Annotated in this window: 19 protein-coding genes; 12 read left to right on the top strand and 7 right to left on the bottom strand. The window is 47.5% G+C overall.

Annotation, left to right across the window (positions count from 1 at the left end):
* Window positions 1–18 precede the first annotated feature (18 nt).
* From AACR11_RS00585 to AACR11_RS00565, 5 genes are all read left to right on the top strand, one after another.
* Entirely contained in the window at window positions 19–2,850 is a 2,832-nt protein-coding gene (locus AACR11_RS00585) for a GH92 family glycosyl hydrolase (protein ID WP_029788271.1), read from the top strand.
* 120 nt (window positions 2,851–2,970) lie between these two features.
* Window positions 2,971–5,391, top strand: coding sequence for a GH92 family glycosyl hydrolase (locus AACR11_RS00580; RefSeq protein WP_079325456.1), 2,421 nt, complete (start codon window positions 2,971–2,973; stop codon window positions 5,389–5,391).
* Between the two features lie 47 nt (window positions 5,392–5,438).
* On the top strand, window positions 5,439–8,144 hold the full coding sequence (locus tag AACR11_RS00575; protein ID WP_029788273.1) for a GH92 family glycosyl hydrolase: 2,706 nt from the start codon (window positions 5,439–5,441) through the stop codon (window positions 8,142–8,144).
* A 72-nt stretch (window positions 8,145–8,216) separates the two neighbouring features.
* Complete coding sequence (locus AACR11_RS00570) at window positions 8,217–10,673, top strand: GH92 family glycosyl hydrolase (RefSeq protein ID WP_025526153.1); 2,457 nt, start codon at window positions 8,217–8,219, stop codon at window positions 10,671–10,673.
* An 89-nt stretch (window positions 10,674–10,762) separates the two neighbouring features.
* Complete coding sequence (locus AACR11_RS00565; protein WP_029788274.1) at window positions 10,763–13,243, top strand: GH92 family glycosyl hydrolase; 2,481 nt, start codon at window positions 10,763–10,765, stop codon at window positions 13,241–13,243.
* A 64-nt stretch (window positions 13,244–13,307) separates the two neighbouring features.
* Here the strand turns inward: AACR11_RS00565 and AACR11_RS00560 are convergent, their stop codons facing one another.
* Window positions 13,308–13,673, bottom strand: a complete 366-nt coding sequence (locus AACR11_RS00560) for a VOC family protein (RefSeq protein ID WP_029788275.1) — start codon at window positions 13,671–13,673, stop codon at window positions 13,308–13,310.
* Window positions 13,674–13,754: 81 nt separating this feature from the next.
* The gene (locus AACR11_RS00555) at window positions 13,755–14,621 is read right to left on the bottom strand and encodes a LysR family transcriptional regulator (protein WP_029788276.1); all 867 of its coding nucleotides are present in this window, start codon (window positions 14,619–14,621) and stop codon (window positions 13,755–13,757) included.
* Between the two features lie 103 nt (window positions 14,622–14,724).
* On the opposite strand from AACR11_RS00555, the gene AACR11_RS00550 reads away from it, so the two are divergent.
* Window positions 14,725–15,336 carry a LysE family translocator gene (locus AACR11_RS00550; protein ID WP_029788278.1) on the top strand — a complete coding sequence of 204 codons (612 nt, stop codon included), beginning with the start codon at window positions 14,725–14,727 and terminating at the stop codon, window positions 15,334–15,336.
* 108 nt (window positions 15,337–15,444) lie between these two features.
* Window positions 15,445–15,795, top strand: coding sequence for a rhodanese-like domain-containing protein (locus AACR11_RS00545; protein WP_029788279.1), 351 nt, complete (start codon window positions 15,445–15,447; stop codon window positions 15,793–15,795).
* 80 nt (window positions 15,796–15,875) lie between these two features.
* Here the strand turns inward: AACR11_RS00545 and AACR11_RS00540 are convergent, their stop codons facing one another.
* Both AACR11_RS00540 and AACR11_RS00535 read right to left on the bottom strand, forming a co-directional pair.
* Window positions 15,876–16,958: an AarF/UbiB family protein gene (locus AACR11_RS00540; protein ID WP_029788280.1), complete on the bottom strand. Its 1,083-nt coding sequence runs from the start codon at window positions 16,956–16,958 to the stop codon at window positions 15,876–15,878.
* 128 nt (window positions 16,959–17,086) lie between these two features.
* Window positions 17,087–17,956 carry an SDR family oxidoreductase gene (locus AACR11_RS00535; protein ID WP_029788281.1) on the bottom strand — a complete coding sequence of 290 codons (870 nt, stop codon included), beginning with the start codon at window positions 17,954–17,956 and terminating at the stop codon, window positions 17,087–17,089.
* 188 nt (window positions 17,957–18,144) lie between these two features.
* On the opposite strand from AACR11_RS00535, the gene AACR11_RS00530 reads away from it, so the two are divergent.
* On the top strand, window positions 18,145–18,690 hold the full coding sequence (locus AACR11_RS00530) for a TetR/AcrR family transcriptional regulator (protein WP_029788282.1): 546 nt from the start codon (window positions 18,145–18,147) through the stop codon (window positions 18,688–18,690).
* Between the two features lie 92 nt (window positions 18,691–18,782).
* Here AACR11_RS00530 and AACR11_RS00525 read toward each other — a convergent pair whose 3' ends face one another.
* A complete protein-coding gene (locus AACR11_RS00525; RefSeq protein ID WP_017189639.1) occupies window positions 18,783–19,733 on the bottom strand; it encodes a LysR family transcriptional regulator in 951 nt (316 codons plus the stop codon).
* Between the two features lie 189 nt (window positions 19,734–19,922).
* Between AACR11_RS00525 and AACR11_RS00520 the strand changes: the two genes are divergently transcribed.
* The 3 genes from AACR11_RS00520 to AACR11_RS00510 all read left to right on the top strand — a co-directional run bounded on the left by AACR11_RS00520 (window position 19,923) and on the right by AACR11_RS00510 (window position 23,464).
* A complete protein-coding gene (locus tag AACR11_RS00520) occupies window positions 19,923–20,738 on the top strand; it encodes an enoyl-CoA hydratase/isomerase family protein (RefSeq protein WP_029788283.1) in 816 nt (271 codons plus the stop codon).
* Window positions 20,739–20,955: 217 nt separating this feature from the next.
* Window positions 20,956–21,387, top strand: coding sequence for a DUF2000 domain-containing protein (locus AACR11_RS00515; RefSeq protein ID WP_029788284.1), 432 nt, complete (start codon window positions 20,956–20,958; stop codon window positions 21,385–21,387).
* A 340-nt stretch (window positions 21,388–21,727) separates the two neighbouring features.
* Window positions 21,728–23,464: an ABC-F family ATP-binding cassette domain-containing protein gene (locus tag AACR11_RS00510; RefSeq protein ID WP_029788285.1), complete on the top strand. Its 1,737-nt coding sequence runs from the start codon at window positions 21,728–21,730 to the stop codon at window positions 23,462–23,464.
* A 45-nt stretch (window positions 23,465–23,509) separates the two neighbouring features.
* Here AACR11_RS00510 and AACR11_RS00505 read toward each other — a convergent pair whose 3' ends face one another.
* Complete coding sequence (locus tag AACR11_RS00505; protein WP_029788286.1) at window positions 23,510–24,394, bottom strand: glutathione S-transferase C-terminal domain-containing protein; 885 nt, start codon at window positions 24,392–24,394, stop codon at window positions 23,510–23,512.
* Window positions 24,395–24,457: 63 nt separating this feature from the next.
* A complete protein-coding gene (locus tag AACR11_RS00500; protein ID WP_029788287.1) occupies window positions 24,458–24,997 on the bottom strand; it encodes an NADPH-dependent FMN reductase in 540 nt (179 codons plus the stop codon).
* Window positions 24,998–25,146: 149 nt separating this feature from the next.
* Between AACR11_RS00500 and AACR11_RS00495 the strand changes: the two genes are divergently transcribed.
* A complete protein-coding gene (locus AACR11_RS00495) occupies window positions 25,147–26,097 on the top strand; it encodes a LysR family transcriptional regulator (RefSeq protein ID WP_029788288.1) in 951 nt (316 codons plus the stop codon).
* Window positions 26,098–26,107 lie beyond the last annotated feature (10 nt).

Genomic DNA, 26,107 nt, shown 5'->3' with positions numbered 1-26,107 from the left:
ATTTACAAGGCTTTAAAAATGAAATTCAAACCTTCCCTACTCGCTTGCGCAGTTCTCAGTGGTCTAGTCGGTCTGACTGGCTGTAACGACGACACAACTAACATTTATGAAGGCGGTGACACCAACCCTGCACTGCCGGATATTCCTGACGGCGGCAAGCCAGTATGTCCTCCAGTTGGCGATGGCGACTGTGATGACAAGCCAAACCCAGAAACACCTGAAATCGACATGGGCGTTCATATCCCGGTAGATTTCGCCGATATGGACGTAACACGCTACGTCAACCCATTCATCGGCACAGGTAACCTAGGCAACACCTACCCTGGTGCAACCACACCACACGGCATGGTGCAGCTTTCTCCAAACAACGGTTCTAACGGTTGGGAATACATTTCAGGCTACTACTACCACGACGCGCGTACTTCCGGTTTCTCTCATACCCACCTTTCCGGAGCAGGTGCTGGCGACTTGAACGACATTCTCGTCATGCCAATCAACTCGCGTTCGGATTACATGATTGATGAAGGTTCGGCAACGCTAAACCTAGAAGCGTCTCGCTTCCAACATCGTGACGAGCAAGCGACGGCAGGCTACTACAAAGTCGATCTATTGGATTACGACATCAAAGCAGAATTGACGGCGTCTGATCGCGTTGGTGTCCATCGTTACACCTTCCCTCGTGATGAGAAGTCAGAAATCATCGTGAACACTGGCTTCAAAATTAACTGGGACTACACCTCAGATTCTTACTTGAAATGGGACAAAGACAATAACCGTCTTGAAGGTCACCGTTTCTCAGATGGTTGGGCACCAAGCCAAAAAGAATTCTTCGTGATGGAATTCGACCAACCAATCAAAAACGTTCGCTTTGCTTACTACGATAAAGAGCAAGGTCGTTACATGGACGTGCCAGAAGGCATTACGGAAATCGGTAACGAGACACGCGGCAAGTACCAATACGCGCGCGCTTACGTAGAGTTCGACACATCCAAAGACGGCTTAACGGTTGAAGCGAAATTGGCGCTATCAAACGTTGAGATTGGCGAGAATGGCAAGTCTGGTGCTTCTCTTAACATGACAGAAGTTGCGGGCATGAACTTCGACCAAGTACGCGAAGCGGCAACGAAGAAATGGGAAGACGAACTCGGCAAGATCCAAGTCTCTGGCGACGAAGATTACAAACAGACGTTCTACACCGCGATGTACCACTCGTACCTAGGTCAAACCATTCACTCTGACTTAGATGGTCGCTACCGCCAAGTTCACCAAGGTCGTAACGCTTACCCAGATGGCAACACACCTTGGGGCGATAAGATTGATACGCTGAAAGAGTCGATCCGCACTGCCGATGCCAACAAAGATGGCAAAGCAGACTTCACGCGCTACGACACTTTCTCTCTGTGGGATACCTACCGCGCAGTTCAACCGCTGTCTTCGATTCTTGAACCTGACCGCCTAGCCGACGTGGTGCTGTCTATGCTGTCTTACGCCGAAGAAGAATGGGTGGATGACAAAGGTAACGTGCGCAAAGGTCGTCTGCCTGAGTGGACATTCAAAGGCAACGAAACAGGCATGATGATGGGCATGCACTCAACGCCTGTGATTCACGATGTGTTGTCGAAAGGCTCACTAGAAAAACGCATGATCGACCTTGGCTTTACAGAAGCAGAGCGCAAAGACGTGAAAGAGCGCTTGGTTGAAGCGATGATCACTGACGCGCGCACCGCAACGAGCCAAGGCGTAGCATGGATCAAAGAGTACGAAGAACAAGGTTACGTGCCAGCGCAATTGCACGACACTCCACCAGATTCTTACGGCGGTCACTCACCATTTAAAGATTCTTGGACAGCATCTTATTCGCTTGAATACTCAATGAACGACTGGGCAATCGCACAATCGATCAAAGAAGTCTTTGGTGAAGAAGACCCACGCTACACCGAGTTCGCTAACCGTTCTAAAAACTGGCAAGCACAATTCGACTTTGGCGGTAAGCAATACCAAGGTTGGTTCAAAGCCCGTGACTACGATGGCGAGTTTATCGATGCAGGCTGGGTAGACCCAATCACCGGTCGTGCGGTTGGTAAAGACTGGCGTCCAGACATGTTCAACTGGGCATTCTCTGAGTCGAACGGCTGGCAATACTCGTTCAGTGTTCAGCACGACATTCATGGTTTGATTGACCTGATGACACGCTTCGACAAGACACAAAACCCTGAAGCAGAACGCGGAGACTTGTTCGCAGCTCGCTTGGATGAATACTGGTCAACCTACCCAGATCGCAACGCAGGCGACAACCAATTCCCAGTGTTCAACACAGGTAACGTTGGTCAGCACGTGCAAGGTAACGAACCAGATATCCACGTGCCGTATTTGTACAACTACGTCGGTCAACCTTGGAAAGGTCAGGCAGCCATCGCCGCAGCAACCAACATTTGCTACAAGAACACCGCTGACGGCATTTGTGGTAACGACGACTTCGGTACGCTCTCTGCGTGGTTCGTGTTCCGTGCACTTGGCTTCTACCCAGTGAACGCTTCTTCTGGCATTTACGAAATCGGTACTCCGCTGTTTGAAAGCGCGTCTATCGATGTCGGCAACAACCAGAAATTCACGGTGACCGCGAAGAACGTCAGCCGCGAAAACATCTTCATTCAATCGGCTCGCTACAACGGCAAAGACTTCAACCGTACTTACCTGACTCATGACGAAATCATGTACGGCGGTGAATTGGAGTTCGTGATGGGCGACAAACCAAATCAACGTTGGGGCTCTCTAGAGCAAGATCTTCCACCAGCACAAGGCATCGGTGAGTTCTTACATGAAGACGAGATGCCTGCAGGTTCTCGTTAATCCCAATAGTGACAACTCAGCCGGGGGAGCGCATCTCCCGGCTCCCCCTACAAGCAAATTTTATAAGCAGTCTCTTATAAACACTTTTTTATATACGAATAACGACAAAACGGTATGCACATGTTTAAACGTAATCTTATCTCTTTGGCTATCCTGGTTGGTCTGACGGGTGGCTTGGCTGGCTGTAACAGCGACAACGATTCTTCCTCTTCACTGCCGGGCGATCCAATTGTTGATCTCGCGGTGTTGAAATACGTCGATCCAATGATCGGCACAGCAGCTTCAGGTCATACGTTCCCGGGCGCGACGGTACCGGCAGGTATGGTTCAACTGTCTCCAGATACTTTCATCGGCTCTAACACTGATCACGAGTCAGGACTTAACCCTTGGCACTCGGCATCTGGCTACTGGGATTCATCCAACTACGAAACTGGCGAAGTAGTTAACACTGACGTTCCGCTGTACGGCTTCTCCCATACTCACCTTTCAGGTACAGGCGCAACGGACTTAGGCGACATCTTGGTTCTGCCATACGCAGACATGGCGAACACACAGCTGAACTCTTTCGACAAAGCCAATGAAGAAGCAAGCGCAGGCTACTACAAAACCAAGCTAAACCAAGGTCAAATCGAAGTAGAACTGAGCGCAACCAAACGCGTTGGTTTGCACAAATACACCTTTGCTGATGGCGCTGACCGTAACGTGAAGTTCGATTTAGGTCATACCCTAATGAACAACAACGGCAAGTCTTTGAAGAACAAAGTAGAAGTGGTGGACGAATACACCATTCGCGGTCGTAAAACATCAACAGGCTGGTTCCAAGGGCAAGATCACCAAGGTCAGGACATCTTCTTCTACGCGAAATTTAACCAACCAATCGCCAAAGCACTGTTAGGCGAACAAGACCTTGAACCAACGCGCGAAATGCGCAATGGCGCGGTTTACTCAGGCGATGATCTGACCGCTTACCTAAACTTCGGCACAGGCGAAGAGCCAATTGAAATCCGCGTCGGTATCTCTCCAGTTAACTGGCAAGGCGCACAGAAAAACTTAGAAGCAGAAGCACCAAGTTTCGACCTAGCAAAAGTGAAAGAAGACGCAGAATACGCGTGGGCTGAGAAGCTAGCGAAAATCAAAGTAGAAGGCGGCACTGACGCAGAGAAAACCAACTTCTACACTGGCATGTACCACATGATGATCGCACCAATCGAGTTCTACGATGTGGATGGTCAATACGTGGATATGCTTGGCACAGTGCGCACGCTGAAAGATGGCGACACACCAAACTACTCGATTTACTCAACGTGGGATACGTTCCGCGCGGTTCACCCAATGTGGACTATCATCGACCCAGACCAAGCAACGCTATACGTGAAAGACTTGATTCGTAAATCCAACGACGAGTTTGGTCTATTGCCGAAATGGGAAGGTCACGGCTCAGAAACCGGCACCATGATCGGCTACCCATCGGCAGCGATTTTAGGCGATGCTGTAACCAAAGGCTTGATTGATGCAGAGCAAGCTTACACCGCATCAGTGAAATCAGCTCGCTACACACCGCATGAGTACCCACAGATTCATGACGACATCCTAAGCTCACTCATGGCAGGTCAGTTGAACTACCACGAGAAAGAACAGTGTGTTCGTTACCCGAACTGGAACTCAGTGTCGTACTCGTTGGAATTCTCATTCTACGATTGGACGATCGCAGAAATGGCAAAAGCCGCTGGCGATATGGACGCATATGAAGAGTTCAAAGCTCGTTCTTACAACTCTTTGAAACACTGGGATGCAGAAGCAGGTAACGCAGGCGGCACGGGCTTCTTTGTACCGACAGAGCTGAAAGAAGGCGACCCATGTGCGCTGAAATACGCTTCAACTGACTTCGACCCTTACAAGTCTGACGCGTTCTACTACACAGAAGGTAACGCGTGGCAGTGGCAATGGGCGTTCATGCAAGACTTAGACAAGCTGACTGAAATCATGGGCGGCACGCAAGGTTTGAACGACAAGCTGAATAACCTATTTACTGCCGATCCAAATGGCGGCGAAGCGCACCAAGACATGACAGGCTACATCGGTCAGTACATTCACGGTAACGAACCTTCGCACCACGTCATCTACTTGTACAACCGTACTGAAGAATCTTACAAGGCGCAGGAATACCTAGACCAAGTTTACGACCAGTTCTACAAACCGACACCAGACGGCATCATCGGTAACGAAGACGTAGGTCAAATGTCGGCGTGGTACTTGATGTCGGCACTGGGCTTCTACCAAATCTCGCCAACCGATCCAACCTACAGCATCGGTCGCCCAATCTTCGACAAAGCGACGGTAGATATTGGCTCTGGCACCTTCACGGTAACGGCTGAGAACAACGGTCCAGACAACATGTACATCAAAGAAGTGACCATCAACGGTAAGCCTCTGGATGTTTACAACACCTTCCAGCACAGCGAATTCAAAGCAGGCGGCGAACTGCACTTCGTGATGACAGCTGACAAGTCTGAAGCAATGCAAGCCAACCTAGGCGAATAATGATTTTGAGGGGACCTCGTGTCCCCTTTTCTCGTGGAATAAAAACAATGAAACTAAAAAGAACCCTACTCTCTACCGCAGTGTTAACCGCCATGCTTGGTCTTGCTGGTTGTGGCAGCGACTCTGATCCGGAAACTCCAGTTATCTCTACCCCTACTTTGGAATTCGTTGATACCTTGATCGGCACTAAAGGTCTTGGCAACGTTAACCCGTCTCCAGTTATGCCAGAAGGTATGATTCAACCTTCACCAGATAACTTCGATCCAAACGGTTGGAATGGCAAAGGCTCGCCTGTTGAATACGATCCTGTGCACAGCCTGCTTTCTGGCTTCTCAATGACCCATATCTCCGGCGCTGGTAAAGGCGACCTAAACGACTTCGCTTTCTTGCCATACACAGGCTTTAATACCGACGCCGTGACCATGGATAAAAGCTCGGAAGTAGCGGAGGTTGGTTACTACTCGGTTGACCTTGTAGAAACTGGCGTAAAAGCTGAACTGTCGGCAACCGACCGCGTGGCGTTCCAGCGTTACACCTTCAAACCGGGTGAAGATCGCAAAGTACGTATCGACCTGCAACACGAACTGTTGGAACAATACGGCAACCACTCTCGCAGCATCTACTACAAACGCGTTAATGACACCACCGTCGTAGGCGCGCGTACCTCAAACGAATGGGGTCAATGGCAAACCGTGTTCTTCGCGGCAGAATTCTCTGATCCAATCATTGAAGAGAACTTGTACACCAAGCTGGCTTCTGAAAGCAAACTGACTCCAACTGACGCTACTGAAGTCGGCTTGGAAGATTACCGTGGCTACGCTGAGCACAAACCAATGCCGGGCGAACCAGAACCTGATCCAGAACGTTTGGCAAAACGCGCAAACGATGTCCTAACGCATTTGAACTTTGGCAAGAGCGATGAGCCATTGGTGGTCAAAGTAGCGATTTCTGGCACTGGCGTTGACGGCGCGCTGAAAAACCTAGAAGCAGACACTAACGGCTGGGACTTCGACAACGTCGTACAACAAAACCGCGTGGCTTGGGAAAACATCCTTGGCGAGTTTGAACTGGAAGGTGGCAACAAAGCCGACAAAACCATGTTCTACACCTCGCTCTACCGTACGTTTGTTGCTCCATTCCTATACCAAGATGTGGATGGCAAATACCGTGGCATGGATGGCAAAGTGCACCAAGCAGAAGATGGCTTAGTGAACTATTCAGTGTACTCAATGTGGGATACCTTCCGCGCTGCACACCCATTGAAAACCATCATCGATAAAGACCGCGCGATTGAACACGCACGCGATCTATTGAACAAATACCAAACGGGCGGCGTGCTGCCAAAATGGGAACTGCACTCGGATTACACCGGTGAAATGGTCGGTCACCCTGCGGTCTCGGTAATTGCCGATATCATGGTCAAACACCCAGAAGCCTTTACCACTGCTGAGTTTGATTTGGCACTGAAAGCCGCTGACGAAACCGTCAACTTCAACCTTGATAAAACTGAAAGCTGGGTGCCTTATCAAGATGCTTGGAACGGTGACAAACGCTTCACGGTCATGACGCGTCACAACGACTACCAAGAAGACGTCGGCTTTATTCCAGCTAACACCAAATGGGCGCCGGATTCTGGTGACAAACCGGGTTACGTGGAAGGTTTGAAAGTCGACAAGTACGACGAGCTTGTGAACGAGTCGGTGTCTTACGGTCTTGAGAATGCTTACTACGACTGGTGTATCGCTCAGATCGCTAAACTTGCAGGCAACGACCAGCAGTACGACCGCTACATGGCGCGCTCTGAATCGTTCAAGAACTACTTCGATTACAACCCAGAGCAATACGGCAAACTGCAAGACACTAAAGGCAACGCATTGGGTGCGACGGGCTTTATGCGTCCGGCTTACATGAACAGTGGCAGTAAGGTTTGGGCAAATAACCTGAAAGCCGAATGTTTGGACGGCAACATGGCGCTGTCTATCCCAGACGGTATGGACTACAACGCGTGTAAAGACCGCAAAGCACTCAACGAAAGTGACGTGTTCTGGCCTTACCGCGCCGAGCACCGAGGTGAAGACCTTACCGAAGGCAACACATGGCAATGGACATGGTTTGCACCGCACAACTTGAACGGTCTGGCTAACGTGATGGGTGGCGAGCACATCGACCGCACTGACTTCTCTCTTCCTGAAGACGTAACCGAACAAGGCAAAGCGGCATTCCTCGCTAACCTGAATGCGCTGTTTAATGCGGACTCCAACGCCGATACGAGCCAATCACACGACATGTCTGGCTACATCGGACAGTTCGTGATGGGTAACGAGCCTGATCATCACGTGCCTTACCTATACAACTGGACGGCAGAACCTTGGAAGACACAAGAAATCGTCGATCAAGCGATGAACGAGTTCTACCACCCAACGCATGAAGGTCTGATTGGTAACGAAGACGTCGGTCAAATGTCGGCGTGGTATGTGATGTCTGCATTGGGCTTCTACCAAGTCACGCCGGGCGAAGCAAGTTACACGATCGGTCGTCCTCTGTTCGACAAAGCCGTGATTCCAGTCGCGGACGGTAAATTCACCATCACCTCAGAAAATAACAGCCAAGAGAGCATCTACGTGAAGTCGGTGACCATCAACGGCAAACAATTGAGTGACAACTTCAGCTTCGCGCACAGCGATTTGAAAGACGGTGGTGAGCTGCATTTCGTCATGACTTCAGACAAATCTGAAGCGATGAAAGCGCAGTAGCTGATACCCATCCAAATAACGAAAGGGGGCATCTAGCCCCCTAAAAAACTTCACTTCTGTGGAACCATAAAAATGAAACTAAAAAGAACCCTTATCTCTACCGCTATACTCGCTGCCATGTTTGGTCTTGCTGGTTGTAACAGTGATGACGACAACAGCAAATCTGGAACACCATCCCTCGACACCACGCTAACCCAATACGTCAATCCATTGATTGGTACAGGCGCAGATGGTCACACCTTCCCTGGGGCGGTTGTGCCTTACGGTTTGGTACAACTTTCTCCTGATACCGAAATGGAAGGCTGGGGCTCTGCTGCCGGTTACTTCGACCACGGCAAGCTGACTGAAATCCCAGTGTATGGTTTTTCCCACACTCACCTTTCTGGCACAGGCATTACCGACCTTGGTGACATCTTAGTTCTGCCTTTCACCAAGAAAGAAAACGCCGTTTTCAACACCTTCGATAAAGACAACGAAACCGCAGAAGCGGGCTACTACGCGGTTGAACTGAACAAAGGCGAAATCAAAGCTGAGCTAACCACCACGCAACGTGTTGGCTTCCACCGCTACACCTTCAAAGAAGGCACTACGCCACACATCAAGTTCGATTTAGACCACACCCTCAACAAAGGTCACTTCAACAACCGCACCATGAAGGGTGACTTAGAGTTCATCGACGCGTACACCATCCGCGGTTTACGTAGCTCGAACGGCTGGGCGAACAACCAACACGTCTACTTCTACGCCACCTTCAACCAACCTATCGTCAAAGCCATTGCTCTAGTTGACGGCGCAGAAACGGAAATCGATGTAAACAACGACAACATCGACGCAGTGAAAACCATCGCTTACCTAGAATTCGCACCATCATCAACACCGCTAGAAATCCAAGTAGGCTTGTCACCAACAGGCACAGAAGGTGCAGAGAAAAACCTAGAAGCAGAAGCGAAAGACGTGTCATTTGATACTGCGCGCGCTCAAGCCAACGATGCATGGCACCAAGAGCTTAGCCGCATGATGGTATCTGGCGGCACGGAAGATCAGAAAGAGATCTTCTACACCGCGCTTTACCACGCTTCTATCGCGCCAATGATTTTCCAAGATGTCGACGGCCAATACCCTGCGATGCGTACTCGCATTCAAAAAGACGCGGGCGACACACCAAACTACTCCGTGTACTCCATGTGGGATACCTTCCGTGCAGCGCACCCACTGAAAACCATTATCGACCCAGAACGTGCTGAAGAGTTTGCCAACGACCTGATTCGTAAATACGAAGACGGTGGCATCTTGCCGAAATGGGAACTGCACAGCCATTACACGGGCACTATGATCGGCTTCCCTGCGGTTTCTATCATTGCTGACGCGATGGCGAAAGGCTTAGACATCGACCCACAACTGGCCAAAGAAGCGGCTGAGTTTACGGTGCGTTACCACGAGGCATCTGAATTCCCAGATTGGACGGAAGACAACAACATCGGCGCAGCAAACGTTGTGCAAGTGAAGGTGTACGAAGAAAACGGCTTTGTTCATCACGGTTACTGGAACAGTGCGTCTTACACGCTTGAGTTTGCATATGGCGACTGGGCAATGGCAGAAATCGCGCGCATGGCTGGCGATGTAAAACTGCAAGAAGAGTTTATGACTCGTGCCGACAACTGGCTTAACCATTGGGATGCAGAGACAGGCTTCTTACGTCCGAAAAACCACCCGCTAAGCTCATCACCAAACAAACCGCCTTTGGAGTTCAACCAACCGATTGATGAAGAGCGTTTGGATGAGTGTGAAATGGTTGAGTGGCCAGAAGGCTCAGGTGTGATGAAAGAGAAATGCCCATTGCTACCATTCGACCCTTACTACGTGGACGAGTTTGCCTACACCGAAGGGAACGCGTGGCAATGGAAGTTCCAACCAATGCACGATTTCAACCGTCTGAAACAAGAAATCTACCAAGCAGACTTGGCGCAAGGCAAAGACACCACACCAGAGAAAGCGTTCCGTGAAGACTTGGACGAACTATTCAACGCGCGTTCTTCAAACACAGGTGAAGAGCTGCCCGACCTAACGGGTTATATCGGTCAGTACATGCACGGTAACGAGCCATCGCACCACATTCCTTACCTATATGCGCTAACGGATGAGCCATGGAAAGCGCAGGAGTACCTAGACCGCATCATGTCAGAGATGTACACCAGCGAGCCAACTGGTTTGATTGGTAACGAAGACGTGGGTCAGATGAGCTCTTGGTACTTGATGTCGGCAATGGGCTTCTACCAAGTGACGCCTGCGGATCCGGTCTACACCATCGGTCGTCCTATGTTTGATGAAATCACCATTCCAGTGGAAGGCGGCGAGTTCACAGTCATCGCAGACAACAACAGCCCACACAACAAGTACGTGAAGTCCGTAACCATCAACGGCAAGCCGCTGGATGCCAACTTCACCTTCAAGCACAGCGAAATCAAAGCGGGCGGCGAGCTTCACTTCGTCATGACGGGTGACAAGCAAGAAGCGCTTCAAGCTCAGTAACGTTTTATGTAATTCGTGTTTAAAGAATAAACAGATAGATTAACTCAGTGGCAGGAAGTGACTCGCTTCCTGCCTAAGGAATCAAGATTATGAACTTTACGAAAACCGCTATCGCCACCGCTGTGATTGCGAGTGTTATTGGTTTGGCTGGCTGCAACGATGACGACGATAACACCTCACCAAGCGTCGATACTTCCAACCTAAAATACGTCGACCCATTCATTGGTACCGGCTTTAACGGACACACATTCCCGGGTCCTGTTGTGCCAGAAGGCATGGTGCAACTTTCTCCAGATACCGAGCTGATCGGCTGGCACTCTTCATCAGGTTACCACTTCGATAAAAAGACTCTATTTGGCTTCTCCCACACTCACCTATCTGGCACGGGGATGGGCGGTTTAGGTGACATTCTGTTCCTGCCGTTTACCGAAGATAAAGCTAAATACATCGAAGACAGCGACGACTACCGCGAAGCGATTTCGGTCAAGATGGACAAAACCTCAGAAGTGGCAGAAGCGGGTTACTACTCTGTGAAGATTGCAGAGAACGGTATCAAAGCTGAGCTTACGGCGTCTGAACGTGTCGGCTTCCATCGTTACACCTACCCGCAAGGTCAACCACAACGTTTGAAGATAGACCTCAACTCCATCCTTAACAGTGACTGGGGTTCGACCTCTCTGCGCAACAAACTGACGGTGAGCGAAGACGGTCATACCATCACGGGCGAGCGCGATGCAGCACACTTCTCTGGTTGGGCGAAAAACCAAAAAGTCTTCTTCTATGCGACTTTCGATAAGAAGATCAAAGACGTCTACATCCTTGCCAATGGTAAGCCTGTTGACGGCCTAACGGCAGAGCACGTTTCTGAATTGATTTATGATGACCAAGGTAATCCAGTTAAGCGTGTCAAAGCGGACGTCACTGCCTACATCGAATTTGAAGATGAAGGCTCACAAGAGTTGAATGCGCAAGTGGCATTATCTGCGGTTGACCCACAAGGCGCAGAAAACAACTACGATGCCGAAGCGAATGTCTCTTTCGATACTGCGCGTAACAATGCACGCGAGAAATGGGCTAAAGCACTCAACTTCTCAATTGAAGGGGGCACGGAAGATCAGAAAGAGATCTTCTACACTGCGCTTTACCACACCAAGATTGCGCCTATGGTGCATCAAGACGTGGATGGTCGATTCCGTGGCATGGGCAAAGGCTCAATTCGTGAAGGCGAAGGGGAATACTCCATCGCTTACGGTCAAGCAACAGAAGAACAGCCAAACTTCTCGGTTTACTCTCTATGGGATACCCAACGCGCGTTACACCCACTAAAAACCATCACAGAGCCAACTCGCGCGGTGCAATACGCGAAGAACCTAGTTCAGAAGTACACTGAAAGCGGCTTGCTGCCGAAGTGGGAGCACTTAGGTGACGAAACAGGCACCATGGTTGGCTACCCAGCGGTAGCAGTGATTGCGGATGCGATGACCAAATTCCCAGAAGAGTTTACTCAACAAGAGAAAGAGCTGGCGCTGAAAGCCGCGATCGACTCTTCGACTTACGACAACTACCCGGCACTGCAAGCCGATTGGGATCAAGGCGTATTGGATCGCACTTTAACCAAGCACATCGATTACATTGAGAAAAACGGCTTCACGCCTGCCATCCAACGTGTCGATGGTGAACCAGTCTTTGAAGACTATACGGTTGAGTCTGTTTCTTACGGTCTGGAAAACGCGTTCTACGATTGGGCTATCGCACAAATTGCCAAAGCAGCCGGTGATACTAAAGCGGAAGAGCAATACCTTGAACGCTCAAAAGGCTACAAAAAATACTTCGATTACAACCCAACAGAATACGCAGAACATGGCGTGACGGGCTTTATGCGCCCAGTGATGATTGATGAAACCTTCATGACGCCATTCGACCCATACGGCACAGAACACGAAACAGGCAACTACACCGAAGGTAACGCGTGGCAGTGGACTTGGTTTGTACCGCATGACATCGCGGGCTTAAAAACCATCATGGGTGGCGATGCTGAGTTCCAGAAAAACCTAGAAGCAACCTTCACCGCCGAAAGCCAAGGCACTGAAACACCGGATATGTCTGGTTTGATTGGTCAAGTTGCGTTTGGTAACGAGCCTTCACACCACATTCCTTACCTATTCAACTGGACCGCAGAACCATGGAAGACGCAACAAGTCGTCGACCACATTCTTGATGACATGTATTTCGCTGCCCCAGAAGGCGTAGTTGGTAACGAAGACGTGGGCGCCATGTCCGCTTGGTATGTGATGTCTGCATTAGGCTTCTACCAAGTGAACGCAGCAGAACCTATTTACACTGTGGGTCGTCCGCTATTCGACAAAGCGGTGATTCCGGTGAAAGGCGGCACGTTCACCATCACCACAGAGAACAACGCCGATGACAACATGTACATCAAGTCTGTCACCATCAATGGCAAAGCTTTGGATAACGGTTTCTTCTTCGACCATTCCGAGTTCAAACCGGGTGGTGAGTTGCACTTCGTGATGACGGGCGATCAATCAGAAGCGATGAAAGCGCCTCAATAAACCTCTATCACTCTTCCCTCTTCAAAGGTCAGTTCGCAAGCGCTGACCTTTTTTCATAAACAAATCAATCGATGTTCTGACCAATACGCCACAACACGCCACTAGGATCGTGCAAACAGAACTCTCGCATCTTCCAAGGTTGATCAATCAGTTCCGTCATCTTGGCTCCGAATGATTCCAAATCTACACTTGAAACATGTTCATGCCAGCTGACAACATCTTCCACCAACAAATGCATCATGAAATTATTGCAATGTTTCGGCTCATAAAAATCTTGCAGCAAGAATGAGCAACTGCCCTTGAAGAAGTACGCCACACCACCAAAATCCGAAGGCATCTCAAAACCCAACGCCTGATAAAAACGCTTTGATAGCTCATAATTTTTCGCCGGAACAAAAGATTTAATTTCAACAATATTGAGGTTTTCCATTTCCTAAATTTCCATTATGTAGCACGTATTCAACCACTCTAGGTAACTCAGCGCGCCCTGACTAGGGTCTCTCTCTGTTTCTTAGGTGCAAGGCACACACTCCGCCATTTGGTTTTGCAGCCAATGGACAAATTTTTGTTCCAGTTCAGAACGTGCTTTGTCTTGAGTCAATAAGACATAGTCATGCCCTGACGGCACAAAACCAAATGGTGCAACGAGATTGCCGCGTTTGAGATCGTCCATCACCAAAGGATAAGAGCCCATCGCCGCTCCTAAGCCGTCGACTGCAGCTTGAATGCAGAAATAGAAATGTGCGAAAGACTGTTCTGCTTTGCCATTCATCGACGCTTCACCAGAGCGCTGCATCCATTCTTGCCATGCTTCAGGTCTAGTTTGGCTGTGTAATAGCTTCACAGAGTTCAAATCACTTTTCACTTGCTGCCAATAGTCAGGTGAAAACACAGGACCCACCCACTCTTCCACTAACTTGGTTTTTGGATAGTGATACAAAGGCTCAAAGTCATCTCGACGAATTGCCATAACAAGCCCCGTCGAGCCAAGCGTTACAGGTCCTCCCGCAGTCGAAAGTCGAACGTCTGCGTCACAACCATCATTAAACGCGGAAAGCCTTGGCATCAACCAACGCATGGTTAACGTTGGCTCACAAGAGACTTCAAGGTATTGATGCTTCTCCTGCACCAGCTTGTTCACGCCAGTTTCCAACGCTTGGAATGCTTGCTCGGTATAGCTTTTCAGCATCTCACCCTCTTTAGTGAGCAGCATATTGCGCCCCTGTTTGTAGAACAGAGGCTGAGCCAGATAGGTTTCCAACACTTTGATCTGCTTACTCACTGCGCCATGCGTAATACTGAGCTTATTTGCTGCCTCACTAAAACTCGCAGACGATGCTGCGACATGGAAAACATGGAAGGATTTAAGATGCCTCATCTGTGACTTTTTCTCACACTTAGCGGAATTTGTTTCAATTATAGTCTCCGAACTCTCGACCTACAATTGCCCCATTCATAACAACAAAGAAACAGGAAACACCATGGAGCTTTTCAGCCTTGCCTTATTAGGCATACTCATTGTCATCAGTCCCGGAGCCGATTTTGTCTTGGTTCTTAGAAACAGCCTCAACAGGGGCAGACAAGCCGGAATTTGGAGCGCCGTGGGCATCAGTCTTGCGATTTCGGTGCACATTACCTATTCATTGCTTGGCATCAGTTACTTAATTTCACAGAACGAATGGTTGTTCAGCTTGATTCGCTACTTAGGTGCGGCTTATCTGATCTATCTCGGATTGAAAGGGATTTTTGGGGCTGATTCTCAGCAGAAGATAGAGGGGGAAACACAAGAAAGCATCTCCATTTGGCAGTTCTTTTTCCAAGGCTTTTTGTGCAACGTACTTAACCCAAAAACCATGTTGTTTTTCTTAAGTATCTTTAGCCAAGTCATCGACCCGAATGCAGAATCACAGCACCTAGCTTTAGGTTACGGTGTCTACATGATTGCGCTGCACGGGATTTGGTTTTCTATGGTTGCCATCTTGTTTACCTCACCGCGATTACAGAGCTTATTACTGCGCGTGAAACGCAGGTTGAACCAAGCTTGTGGCGCTGGCTTACTGGTGTTTGGTGCCATGTTAGGATTGAAGTCATAACACGCTGAGTTACGACATTTCGACTGGCGCCACATCGAAGTTTAATAATCACACGTATAATTCTCATCAATACTGTTTAGGGTAATTGACCTTGAGGAAAGGAACTCAATGAAAAAACTACTACCGATTGTATTCACTTGTTTAAGCTTAGCTTTCACCGCTCCACCGGTATTGGCTTCTGAACGTGCAGAGCAGGGTTGGCAATGGATTGAGCAAGGCGCAATGGTTGTCGATGTACGCACGCCACAAGAGTTCGCGGATGGTCACTTAGACAATGCGGTTAACTTCCCGCTTTCAGAGTTAGATAAACACTTTGCTAATGTCGATAAAGACACGCAGATCGTGCTCTACTGCCGCAGCGGCAATCGCTCAGGGCAAGCGTATCAGTACCTGCAATCACAAGGGTTTACCAACCTTCATAACGCAGGTGGTTTAGTTGAGATGCAACAAGCGAAGTAATGCCACTTAGCACCTGCCTAGACAATGGCATGGAAAAGCACACCTCTCGTGTGCTTTTTTTGTTTTCTCGACGCCGAAAGCTAAAGCTGGTACTGCAGCACCAATTCGTGTTTCTCTTGGTAGGTTTGAATCAGTTCGGCTTTACTCTTAGCGGCATTTTGATAAAACAATGCACCTCCTTCAACCAACAAATCATAATGTTGCTGCAGCATATCTAAAACAAACTGCACACGTTTAATTGTGGTTGGCGTGCAACTCTTACCATCCAAATCATCTTCAATATCGAGCACATGCGAACGAAACATCTCAAGCGTAAAAAGATGTTCCAACTCAGCATCAGATTTTAGCGCTGTTTGTATCTTTTCCATCGACGTTTGCACTCGCTCTACGATTTCTGGCACGGCATAGTTTTGAACTAACCAGTCCCGCTTGTATTCAAGCATCTTAACGCCTTGTTGTTTCACGTTTTTGAATAGCTGCATTGCCTCTTTTCGGGAATAATTTTGCTCCAATAACCAACCAGAGAAGAAGCGCGTTTCAAATCGCTCACAAGCATCAAACATAGGGTCATGCATACCATTGCTGTTGAACTCTCTTAACGGGTCAAACCGATACATATAACCAAAATCGAACAACTTTAGCTGACCTTGTTTATCCACCAGCAAGTTCCCTGAACACAAATCCCACTCAAACAACCCACTTCGCTCACAGACAAATAGAGTCGAGAATAGCTGCCCTAATAAGTCCTCAGTTAGGGCTTGAATTGGCGAACCTTCAATCCAATCTGAAACAATGATTCCTAAACGATAATCAGCATAAACAGTCTCAACAATATGTTTAAAATCCTCAGTTAAATTCGGATTGTCTTTTTGAGTTTGAAAATCAAGACGGCGTTGAACTTCATTCAGAAAGGAGTACTGACCATCAGGGTTTTGCACTTTCGGCTGTGGGCGTTTTTTCTTGAGCGTATAGTCTCGTCCGCCGACACGAATATGAAATACCTGCGCCGTCAAACCACTTTCAAACGTTTCGACAACATACTCTGAGTTCGCTGTCGTAAACGCCAAGATTTCTGGTGGCAATGGACATTGATCCACATTGCCGACAATTAAGTTTTGATCACTTAAGTCAAATGCTTGCTGCTGTAATTGGCGTTGGTTCATGAAGTGCTCCCTGCTAACGATTCAGATATTGTTTACTTTATCGACAATGAAGCACATGACCTCCCCCTTTCTAACCAAAGTCATGGTTGAGTACTTGGGTGGAGTCCCGTTTAAATCGATGAATTGATTCAGATGTTGTCTTCTTCAGAGAGCTTGCGAAAGTAGTCTTCCAGTCGATGATGACCATAAGTCGGTGCGATATTGTCACCGCCTAACATGGTCAGGAAGAACTCAGCAGGACCGCCCCACTTCTCTGGTAGGTGGCTGACCATTACGAGAGCAGCTCTGCGCAACAAATCCGGCAAATGCGTATTTTTCTCCTGCTTATTCTGAGATTTGAATGCAAGCTGAGCAATTTGGTTCACTGAAAACACATTCGGTCCGCCTACGTTAATCTCCGTTTCAGTGCTATCGATAGCCTCAACACAAAATCTCGCCAAATCTTTTCCGTGAATGGGGTTAAGCAAGTTTTCACCATCGCCAAAAGTAAACACTCGACCCGATTTCGCCATGTTGTACACCTCGGTAATATCAGAGAAAAAACCATTCGGACGAATCACACAAGGGGTTAATTTTGTTGATTGCAGAAGCCGACTCGCAAAGCGCTCTTTCGCCTCTAGCAGACGAACTTGAGGATATTTCTGAGCATTGAACGCAGAGATGTAAATGAATTTACCAACACCTGCTCGCTCTGCTTCTTCGAGTAAGTTCAAGTTTGCTTGGTAGTCGACATCCAAATAACCTAATCCATCTTGCTGACGAGTAATGCCCAAGCATGAGATAACAACGTCCACACCCTCGCAAACTCCTTTTAGCTCATCGGGGTGAGTCACCTGAGCTTCTACTGCCTGCGACTCTTGTAAGCCCATCGCAAGGAGCTTGGTTTTGTTTCTCGCCAACGCTTTAAACTCGGCGTGCTGCGCCATGAGAAATTCAACAATATTCGATCCTAAATAACCCGTTGAACCGACAATTAAAATTCGAGGCTGCGTTTTCATATCGATGTTTCCTATTCTTGGTAGAGGAACAAGACAAAGAGTCCCTTAGTCTTTATTTAGACCAAACGGTCTTTTTAAGTTAGTACGATTCAAACACAAGGTAAAGATCTTTCTTGCCCACTTGGTCTAAAAAAAAGAATCTTGTGATATACTGCCGTGATTACGCTAACCATCGAAAAGAGAAAAATATGCCTAAAATCGTCGATCACGATAAAAAACGAGAAGAAATAGCGCTAAAAGCAACAGGTATATTTCTTGAATTTGGCTACAAAAATCTTGGGATGAGACAGCTTTGTGAACAGCTTGGCATGAGTAAAAGTGCGGTCTATCACTACTACAAAAGTAAAGATGAGCTGTTCAAAGCCGCTACCGAGGCAATGGTTAACTTCGATGCAGAAATATTGGCAGGAAGACCGAGCGCAACAAGCGCTAGCCCTGAACAACAAGCAGAGAACTTTGTATTAATTTTCCAACAGATGGCACCGCGTTTCTTCCAAGAGATGAAGTTAGTGTCTGATTATATTGATGTGATTGGGCAAGAAAACGTAGCTACCGATCCATGCATGTTACTAGCGAATCAAAAGTACATGACGATGCTAGAAAACTACGTTTCAGCACAACACAAAGAATCACTTTATACCCTAATGCTTGGACTGCTAAACCATCAGTTGATGTTAGGTAAAGCACTAGAAGAAGCGTTTATTATTGAGCAAGTTGAGCGCATTTTAATTTAGATTCAAACTCGCATTTAAAATCAACGTAAAAGAGGCTCCGTCGAGCCTCTTTTGTCTAGATTAATATGGTGAAGCCTAGTCGCTTAATAGCTCTACTTCCCTCGTCCATACATCTTGTCGAAGTTTGGAATGTTCTTCTCCCAAATGGGCGTCTCTTCTCCCACAATGGATTTGAGTGTGTCGATAAATAACTTGGTTTTGATCGGTGCATCTCGGTGCGGATATACGGCGTAAAAGGTACCGAAATCATCAATGTTCAAGTGCGTCATGATCGGCACTAGCTTGCCTTGCTTGATCTCATCTTGAACCATTTGTGCAGTCACCACAGCAAGCGTATTTCCTCCAGCTGCGCTTCTTGCCAACATTTCCACATCATTCACTTTATAAGCGACATTAAGCTGAAAGTGCTGTTGTTTACCTTGCTCATCTTGATAGCCGAATTTATCGAATAATAAACCTGGGGCGGCGTAAATAGTGGCGGGTAAAGATTCCAATTTCTCAAGACTGTTCACCTCACCATGTTTTTCTAAAAACGCTGGGGCAGCAACAATCAACAGACGACTTCGCGCAATCTTACGGGTAATCAAGCTTGAGTTTTTAGGTCGTCCGATGCGAAAACCAATATCAAAGCCCTCTTGCACCATATCCACCATGCGATCTTCTAAGCGCAATTCAAACTCCACATCTGGGTATTGTTGTTGAAACACCGAAATCGCATCTTGAACATATTGACGCCCGAACATGGTCGAGCTGGTAATGCGCAAGACACCACGAGGCTCCTCGTGATAATTCTGCGCCAAACGGTGAGTATCACTGAGAAGTGACCGAAGGGATTTGGCTTGGTTGACCATTTCATTCCCAGCAGCCGTTAACGATAAAGAGCGCGTGGTTCGGTTGAGCAATCGAACACCCAACTCCTCTTCCAAACGGCTGATCTGCTTTGAGATCACCGAACGATCCACATTCTTCTGTTCTGATACCTTAGTGAACGAACCAAGCTCGACCACTTCAAGTAGCAGCAATAAACGACTAGAGAAATCCATAACGTCATACCTAAAAAACTATTGTTGCTTTTATGGCACCAATTATATGCCATTTAGCTTATTTTTCTCATCTTATAACAAATCTATAGTAGCTGCACACAACGGGAGAGAGACAAACCTCCTCAATACCAAACCAATAAATTCGCGTGACCGAGGTCTGCTGATCTTACTAACGCTGAGGAAACAGCTATGAAAACTCTATCAATCACACAACAAAATGGCATCGCTACTGTTGAAATCAACAACCCGCCAGTGAACGTACTGACTATCGATTTGATTAACGAAATCAACGAATTTGTCCTATCACTTAAAGATGACCGCGATACGAAAGTGGTGGTATTCAAATCACTTCATGAGTCTTTCTTCTTGGCGCATTTAGATTTGAACGTTATCAACGGCACACAAGGTGGTCAGGCAGCATCAATTGAATTCAACCACATGATTGCCAACATCAAAGCGATGAAACAAGTATCGGTTGCTGTGGTTGATGGTGTAGCTCGTGGCGGCGGTAATGAGTTTGTGATGGCGTGTGACTTGGCATACGGCACTGAAAACGCAGCATTTGCTCAGCCAGAGATTCACGTAAACATCCCAACGGGTGGTCAAGGTGCGGTGCAGTTCGCTCGTCGCATGGGCAAAAACAAAGCGCTTCAAGCACTGCTACTTGGTAACGACTTTACGGCACAACAAGCAGAGCAGTTAAACATCATTACTCAGTTTGTTCCTAAAGCAGAACTGGATGGGTTCTTAGCGGCAACATTGGGCGTGATTAGCCAATTAGAAGTGCGTGACATCGTAATGTACAAAGAGATCATCGCAACCTCTATCAAAGATGAAGACGCAGGTGCAGAGCTAGAGTTGCGTTACTTCCTAGAGCGCGCAAAAGAGCAAAAAACAGCAGCGATCATCGACGCATTCCTAAAACATGGTGGTCAAACAGAGCGTGAAGCGAAAGACATCCAAGGTATCTTTGTGGATGCCGCGGCTGAGCTAAACAAACAATAGAACTTGGTTCAGCCTCGACCTAAGGCACCGACCTTCCGTTGGTGCCTTGTCTATTTGCAAACTCTGGGGAATCTTATTGCATGAAAAACGATTAAATCATTCGTTTATTGCAAACTTGGCTTTCCGACAACAATGTTAGAAACAAAATTGCGCGTGCGAGGAAATACAATGGAGACAGTTAAACAATAGCCAGATTATTAGAGAAACGAGGTCCTCCATGAATCAACTTCCCGACGAAAACCAAAAACGATTTGTTGCCGTAATCAGTAAAAAAGTCGAGGTGGGACGTGCCGTTAACGTATTAGGACACTTGAGTGTAAGCCTTGCCAATCAACTTTCTGATGGAGACGCAGTCTACACCGACTATCACGATCTCGACGGCAATGTTCATCCCAATATCTCCCACTATCCGTTTATCGTCTTGAGAGCGGACAACTCCAACAAAATCAGAAAGCTTCGCCAAGAAGCACTCGATAAAGGCATCCTCTTCTCCGATTTTACTCACACCATGGTAGAAGGTGGCTCTGAAGTACAACAACAAACCACCAAAAACACGCCGGAAGCTGAATTAGAGTATTTGGGCATTTGTTTGTTCGGCGAGACTGAAACTCTTCGAGAGTTGACCAAGAAGTTCAGCTTATATCGCTAAAAGCGCGTGATAGCTCAGTGATCCTCTCATCATTTTTTCATCAAGCTATCTGTACATTGCCACTTTTAGGGTTAGAATCTAGCGCATCTATCAACCAAAAGTGGCAACACTTACAACGAAATTAAGGAGGAATTTATGTCTTTGTGGTGTTCAATCAACCCACGTTTTTATGGCATGAAGGACCGCTCAAGAGTTTCAGATTTCGCGCTGCGATAATCTCGACTTGAGCGAATAATTACCTTTCGACGAAAACACGTCACCCGAGTACTTTCCCTCAAGCTCGAAGAATTATTGTCAGCTATGACAACGGCGTCTTACGCCCAAAATTCTTGAGAACACTATGAGTACTTTTTTAACTGCACAATCATTAACCCTTTCTCACACAGCAACACCAATCTTCAAAGATCTAACGTTTACGATTCATCGTGGCGACAAAATTGGTCTTATCGGTCATAACGGCTGTGGTAAAAGCTCCCTACTCAAACTGCTTAGCGGTCAATTTGAACCAAGCCAAGGCACGGTTGCCAAAGCCAGTTCATGTTTGATGCGTTATGTTGAGCAGCATTTACCTGAGTCTTTAAGCACACATTCCGTATTGGACGCGTTAGCGGAATCCTTATCCGATGATGAGATTTGGCGCGCCGAACTCTTATTGGATGAACTCGGATTTTCAAACACAGAACGACACATGCCGGTTGAGAATTGCAGCGGAGGTCAGCAAATGCGACTCCTGCTTGCTCGTGCGATTATCCATCAACCTGACTTACTGCTTCTGGATGAACCAAGCAACCACTTGGACTTGCCATCGCTCCTTTGGTTAGAGCAATTCCTATCAAACTGGAAAGGCTCATTCGTTTTGGTATCTCACGATCAAACCTTACTCGATCGCGTCACCAACACCACTTGGGTCATGCGAGATCGATCTCTGCATCATTTCTCTCTGCCTTGTTCTCAAGCAAGACAAGCATTGAAAGAGAAAGATGAAACCGATCAACTTCGCCATGCCAGCGAGCAGAAAGAGATCGACCGAATCGAAAAAAGCGCCAAGCGTTTAGCCACTTGGGGCAAAGTCTACGACAACGAAGATCTTGCTCGAAAAGCCAAGACGATGTTTGCGCGCAAAGAACGTTTAGAGGAAGAACAAACCGAACTGACAGAAGGCACACCGTGGGCGCTACAACTTCAAGGTGAGTCAATGCCAGCAAATCGACTGTTAGAGGTTTTGCCTTTCTCGGTAACGCCACCAGACAGTGATTATCACTTGTTTGATATGGCAGAAATGCGCGTCAAAAGTGGCGACCGGGTTGCCGTTCTAGGCAGTAATGGTTGCGGTAAATCGACTTTATTAAACCTGCTTTATCGTCAGTATGATGCCATCCAAACCGACCTAAGCAACCAACATGAGAGTGTAACTTTCCACGATCGCTGTCGCTTGGGTTACTACGATCAATCCCTAAAGCAACTCGACGATCATCAATCCATCACGGATGCGTTGCAGTCGTTTGCCAGCATCAGCAGTGAACAGGCAAAACGTTCGCTAATTGGTGCAGGATTTGAGTACGCAAGACACGAACAGAAAGTCGTCAGTCTAAGTGGTGGAGAGCGAGCAAGGCTGCTGTTTGTTAGCTTAACCCTCGCTCGTTATCACATGTTGTTTTTAGACGAACCGACCAACCATTTGGATATGGAAGGCAAAGAAGAGCTGATTGAAACTCTGCAAAACTTCGAAGGTGCCGCCTTATTGGTGAGTCACGACCGAAGCCTGATAGAGCAAAGCTGTAATCGATTCTGGTTTATTGAAAATGGCTTACTGACGGAGTATTTAAGCGCAGAAGAGGTTTATCAGCGCGTAACTGATACTGCTCCCAAATCTGCCATATCGCATCATTGCAATGAAGTAATGTCGATGGAAACAAACACCGCATCTGATGAGCAATCCGAAGAGCAAATGCTAGAAAGACTGTTGGAGCTGGAAAGCTTGCTGGAAGCCGATTTGGGGCGAAAACCCAAACATCAAAAACCAGCGATGCAAAAGCAGTGGCAGCAAGAGATAGAGGAAATTACGGCGCAGCTATAAAAACAAAGCCGGAGGTAATCTCCGGCTTTCTTTATTGGCTTCGAATTAGATCCACTCAATCTCAGGTCCCGCTGGCACAATCCCATTTGGGTTGATGTGCTTGTGCGAGAAGAAATAATGCAGCTTCATGTAATCAATATCGATGGTGCTGCGAATGCGCTCATCGGCAACCAAATCCAGCATGTAGCGATACAAGTTTTGGTACGCCTTTAGGGGCTTTTTGTTGGCTTTAAAGTGCACTTCATACACCGCCTCGAAACGCACTAATGTTGGCAGCAAGAACAAGTCAGACAGGGTAACGTCGTCGCCATGCAAGTAGCGCGACTGCACCAAACGCTGATCCAGTTGCTCCAGCGCATCAAACAAGGTTTCACTCGCTTGGTCATATTGCGCCTGCGTGGTTGCAAAGCCGACTTGATACACCTTGCCATTCACATTGCTGTGAAGCCATCGATTTAGGCTTTCGATCTCTTCACGCAATGCGGCTGGTACCAACTCCACCGGATGTTTTGCCAAAGGTAGCCAATTCGTAGCGAGGTCCATTGCCATTGCGGCTGAATCATTGCCCACAATCGCATGGTTTTGCTTATCCCACAGTAGAGGGACAGTTACGCGTCCGGTGTAGTCGCTTTTCGCTTTCACATACAACGCCGCTAGATTATCCGCGTTGTATAAAGGATCAGGATGTGCACCATCAAACTCCCAACCATTGCTGTAACGCTTTGCTGCAACGGAAGAGACGGAAATGACCTCGTCCAAACCAAGGTACTTGATCACTAGGTAAGGGCGATGGGCAAATGGACAAGCCAACGACATATACAAGTGATAGCGATCCGCTTCGATCTGACTTGGTAACGCGAATTGATCTTCTGCTGTCAGCTCACTTGCGTCTTTGTTTGGATACCAAACGCCTTGTTCTAATACCGCCATACCTTACCTACCTTTCTTGATTAGCTACCCTGATGAATCACTACTCATGCGAGTATAGATAACTTACAGAGACTTCTCGAAAGACATCATTAGCTCACTCAGTTCCGCTGAGGTCGCAGCATCAAATTTGCCATCTTGGAACTTGTCGTAGAAGCCGCCTAGGCTATATGTGCCTTTTACATCGCCACCCCACCAAGGCATCAATTCAGCCATGGTTTTGATGTTAGTTGCGCCGCCGTTTGCACCCGGAGATGTGCTCACTAGCAGAACTGGTTTCTTAGTGTCACCAAAGAAAGACGTACCTTGAGGTGCGACACGTGATAGCCAATCAATCGCATTTTTCAGGAATGCTGGCATTGAGCCGTTGTGCTCTGGTGATGCAATGATGATCGCATCGTACTCGTTTAACGTTGCACGCAGTTTGTGTGCGTTTTCTGGGATGCCCTGACCTTCAACGTCCAAACCGTACATTGGCAATTCAAAGTCGTTTAGGTCAATGGTGTTTACTTCTGTTTGTGTAGCTTTGTTTGCCAACGCTTGAACCAATAGGCTGTGGATTGATTGGCTGTTATTGCTACCAGTAAATGCGACGATCTTTTTCATATTGGAATCCTAATTACGTTTGCCCCTACTTATGTCGGGCACTCAGTGAATGAGGTGATATTAATTAACTCCCACCAGTGTATAAACACTATAATAGTGGCTATATAGTTCACCAAAAGTGAACAATAAAAACATGAGGAAACTAATGCGTGGATAAGATCAGAGCATTAACCGTATTTCGTCGAGTGGTGGAGCTAGGTAGCTTCGTCGCGGCTGCAGAAGATTTAAACCTCTCAAAAGCCGCAATAAGTAAGAACATCAATGAATTAGAGAGCTATTTGAAAAGCCCTTTGATTAACCGTACTACCCGCAATTTGCACATTACCGATAATGGTCAGCTCTATTATCAACAAGTGTGTCAGGTTCTCGATGCACTCAACAACGCAGACCGCTCAGTGATTGAGTCTTCCCACACATTAAAGGGCACACTCAAAATCAGCATGCCGATGTCATTAGGGTTGATTGAGCTAAACCCCATCATCTGTGAATTTATGAAGCTGCATCCAGAGCTTGCCATCGAAGTGGTGATGAGTGATGAACATATTGATTTGATTGAGCAAGGGCTCGATATTGCCATTCGTGGCGGAGGCGAATTGGGTAACTCTAGCCTACGTTCGCGCAAACTATTGGATATCCGCCGTGTACTTTGCGCTTCCCCTCAATACCTTGAAGAGTCGCAGCCGTTTAAATCTCCACGTGACGTTATACACCATCGCCTACTTAGCTATAGCCTCTCTTCAACGTCTCGCCGCTGGACATTTCAAAATGGCAGCGAGGTACTGGAAGTTGATCTGCCTGCGAGTGTTTACACTGTCAACAGTGGTTTGGCGCTCACCCAAGCGGCATGTGCCGGACATGGGGTTGCGTTGTTGCCAGACTTTTTTGTTGAGCCTCAATTAGCATCCGGTGAATTGGTTGAGATTACCCCTGAATGGCAGATGGAGAAGCACGCGCTGTATATCGTTTACCCCTACCACAAAGAGCTATCGCAAAAGTTACGTGCCTTTATTGATTATGTGGTGGAGAGCTTTCAAGCGCGATTCAGTCGTCAGTCAGATCCGCAGCAGATGTACTCTTCGATTATTAAGCTAGGGTCTTGATAGCAAGGTT

Origin of the sequence: Vibrio sp. L85 (assembly GCF_963871815.1) — a bacterium.
In the GTDB taxonomy this organism is placed as follows: Bacteria; Pseudomonadota; Gammaproteobacteria; order Enterobacterales; family Vibrionaceae; genus Vibrio; species Vibrio harveyi.
The sequence above is the reverse complement of the archived record's forward strand: the minus strand, read 5'-3'. Positions and strand labels throughout refer to the sequence as shown.

Excerpts from the sequence above, each read along its gene's own strand:
- AACR11_RS00585 (WP_029788271.1), top strand. The coding sequence starts at position 19 with ATGAAATTCAAACCTTCCCTACTCGCTTGCGCAGTTCTCAGTGGTCTA.
- AACR11_RS00580 (WP_079325456.1), top strand. The coding sequence starts at position 2,971 with ATGTTTAAACGTAATCTTATCTCTTTGGCTATCCTGGTTGGTCTGACG.
- AACR11_RS00575 (WP_029788273.1), top strand. The coding sequence starts at position 5,439 with ATGAAACTAAAAAGAACCCTACTCTCTACCGCAGTGTTAACCGCCATG.
- AACR11_RS00570 (WP_025526153.1), top strand. The coding sequence starts at position 8,217 with ATGAAACTAAAAAGAACCCTTATCTCTACCGCTATACTCGCTGCCATG.
- AACR11_RS00565 (WP_029788274.1), top strand. The coding sequence starts at position 10,763 with ATGAACTTTACGAAAACCGCTATCGCCACCGCTGTGATTGCGAGTGTT.
- AACR11_RS00560 (WP_029788275.1), bottom strand. The coding sequence starts at position 13,673 with ATGGAAAACCTCAATATTGTTGAAATTAAATCTTTTGTTCCGGCGAAA.
- AACR11_RS00555 (WP_029788276.1), bottom strand. The coding sequence starts at position 14,621 with ATGAGGCATCTTAAATCCTTCCATGTTTTCCATGTCGCAGCATCGTCT.
- AACR11_RS00550 (WP_029788278.1), top strand. The coding sequence starts at position 14,725 with ATGGAGCTTTTCAGCCTTGCCTTATTAGGCATACTCATTGTCATCAGT.
- AACR11_RS00545 (WP_029788279.1), top strand. The coding sequence starts at position 15,445 with ATGAAAAAACTACTACCGATTGTATTCACTTGTTTAAGCTTAGCTTTC.
- AACR11_RS00540 (WP_029788280.1), bottom strand. The coding sequence starts at position 16,958 with ATGAACCAACGCCAATTACAGCAGCAAGCATTTGACTTAAGTGATCAA.
- AACR11_RS00535 (WP_029788281.1), bottom strand. The coding sequence starts at position 17,956 with ATGAAAACGCAGCCTCGAATTTTAATTGTCGGTTCAACGGGTTATTTA.
- AACR11_RS00530 (WP_029788282.1), top strand. The coding sequence starts at position 18,145 with ATGCCTAAAATCGTCGATCACGATAAAAAACGAGAAGAAATAGCGCTA.
- AACR11_RS00525 (WP_017189639.1), bottom strand. The coding sequence starts at position 19,733 with ATGGATTTCTCTAGTCGTTTATTGCTGCTACTTGAAGTGGTCGAGCTT.
- AACR11_RS00520 (WP_029788283.1), top strand. The coding sequence starts at position 19,923 with ATGAAAACTCTATCAATCACACAACAAAATGGCATCGCTACTGTTGAA.
- AACR11_RS00515 (WP_029788284.1), top strand. The coding sequence starts at position 20,956 with ATGAATCAACTTCCCGACGAAAACCAAAAACGATTTGTTGCCGTAATC.
- AACR11_RS00510 (WP_029788285.1), top strand. The coding sequence starts at position 21,728 with ATGAGTACTTTTTTAACTGCACAATCATTAACCCTTTCTCACACAGCA.
- AACR11_RS00505 (WP_029788286.1), bottom strand. The coding sequence starts at position 24,394 with ATGGCGGTATTAGAACAAGGCGTTTGGTATCCAAACAAAGACGCAAGT.
- AACR11_RS00500 (WP_029788287.1), bottom strand. The coding sequence starts at position 24,997 with ATGAAAAAGATCGTCGCATTTACTGGTAGCAATAACAGCCAATCAATC.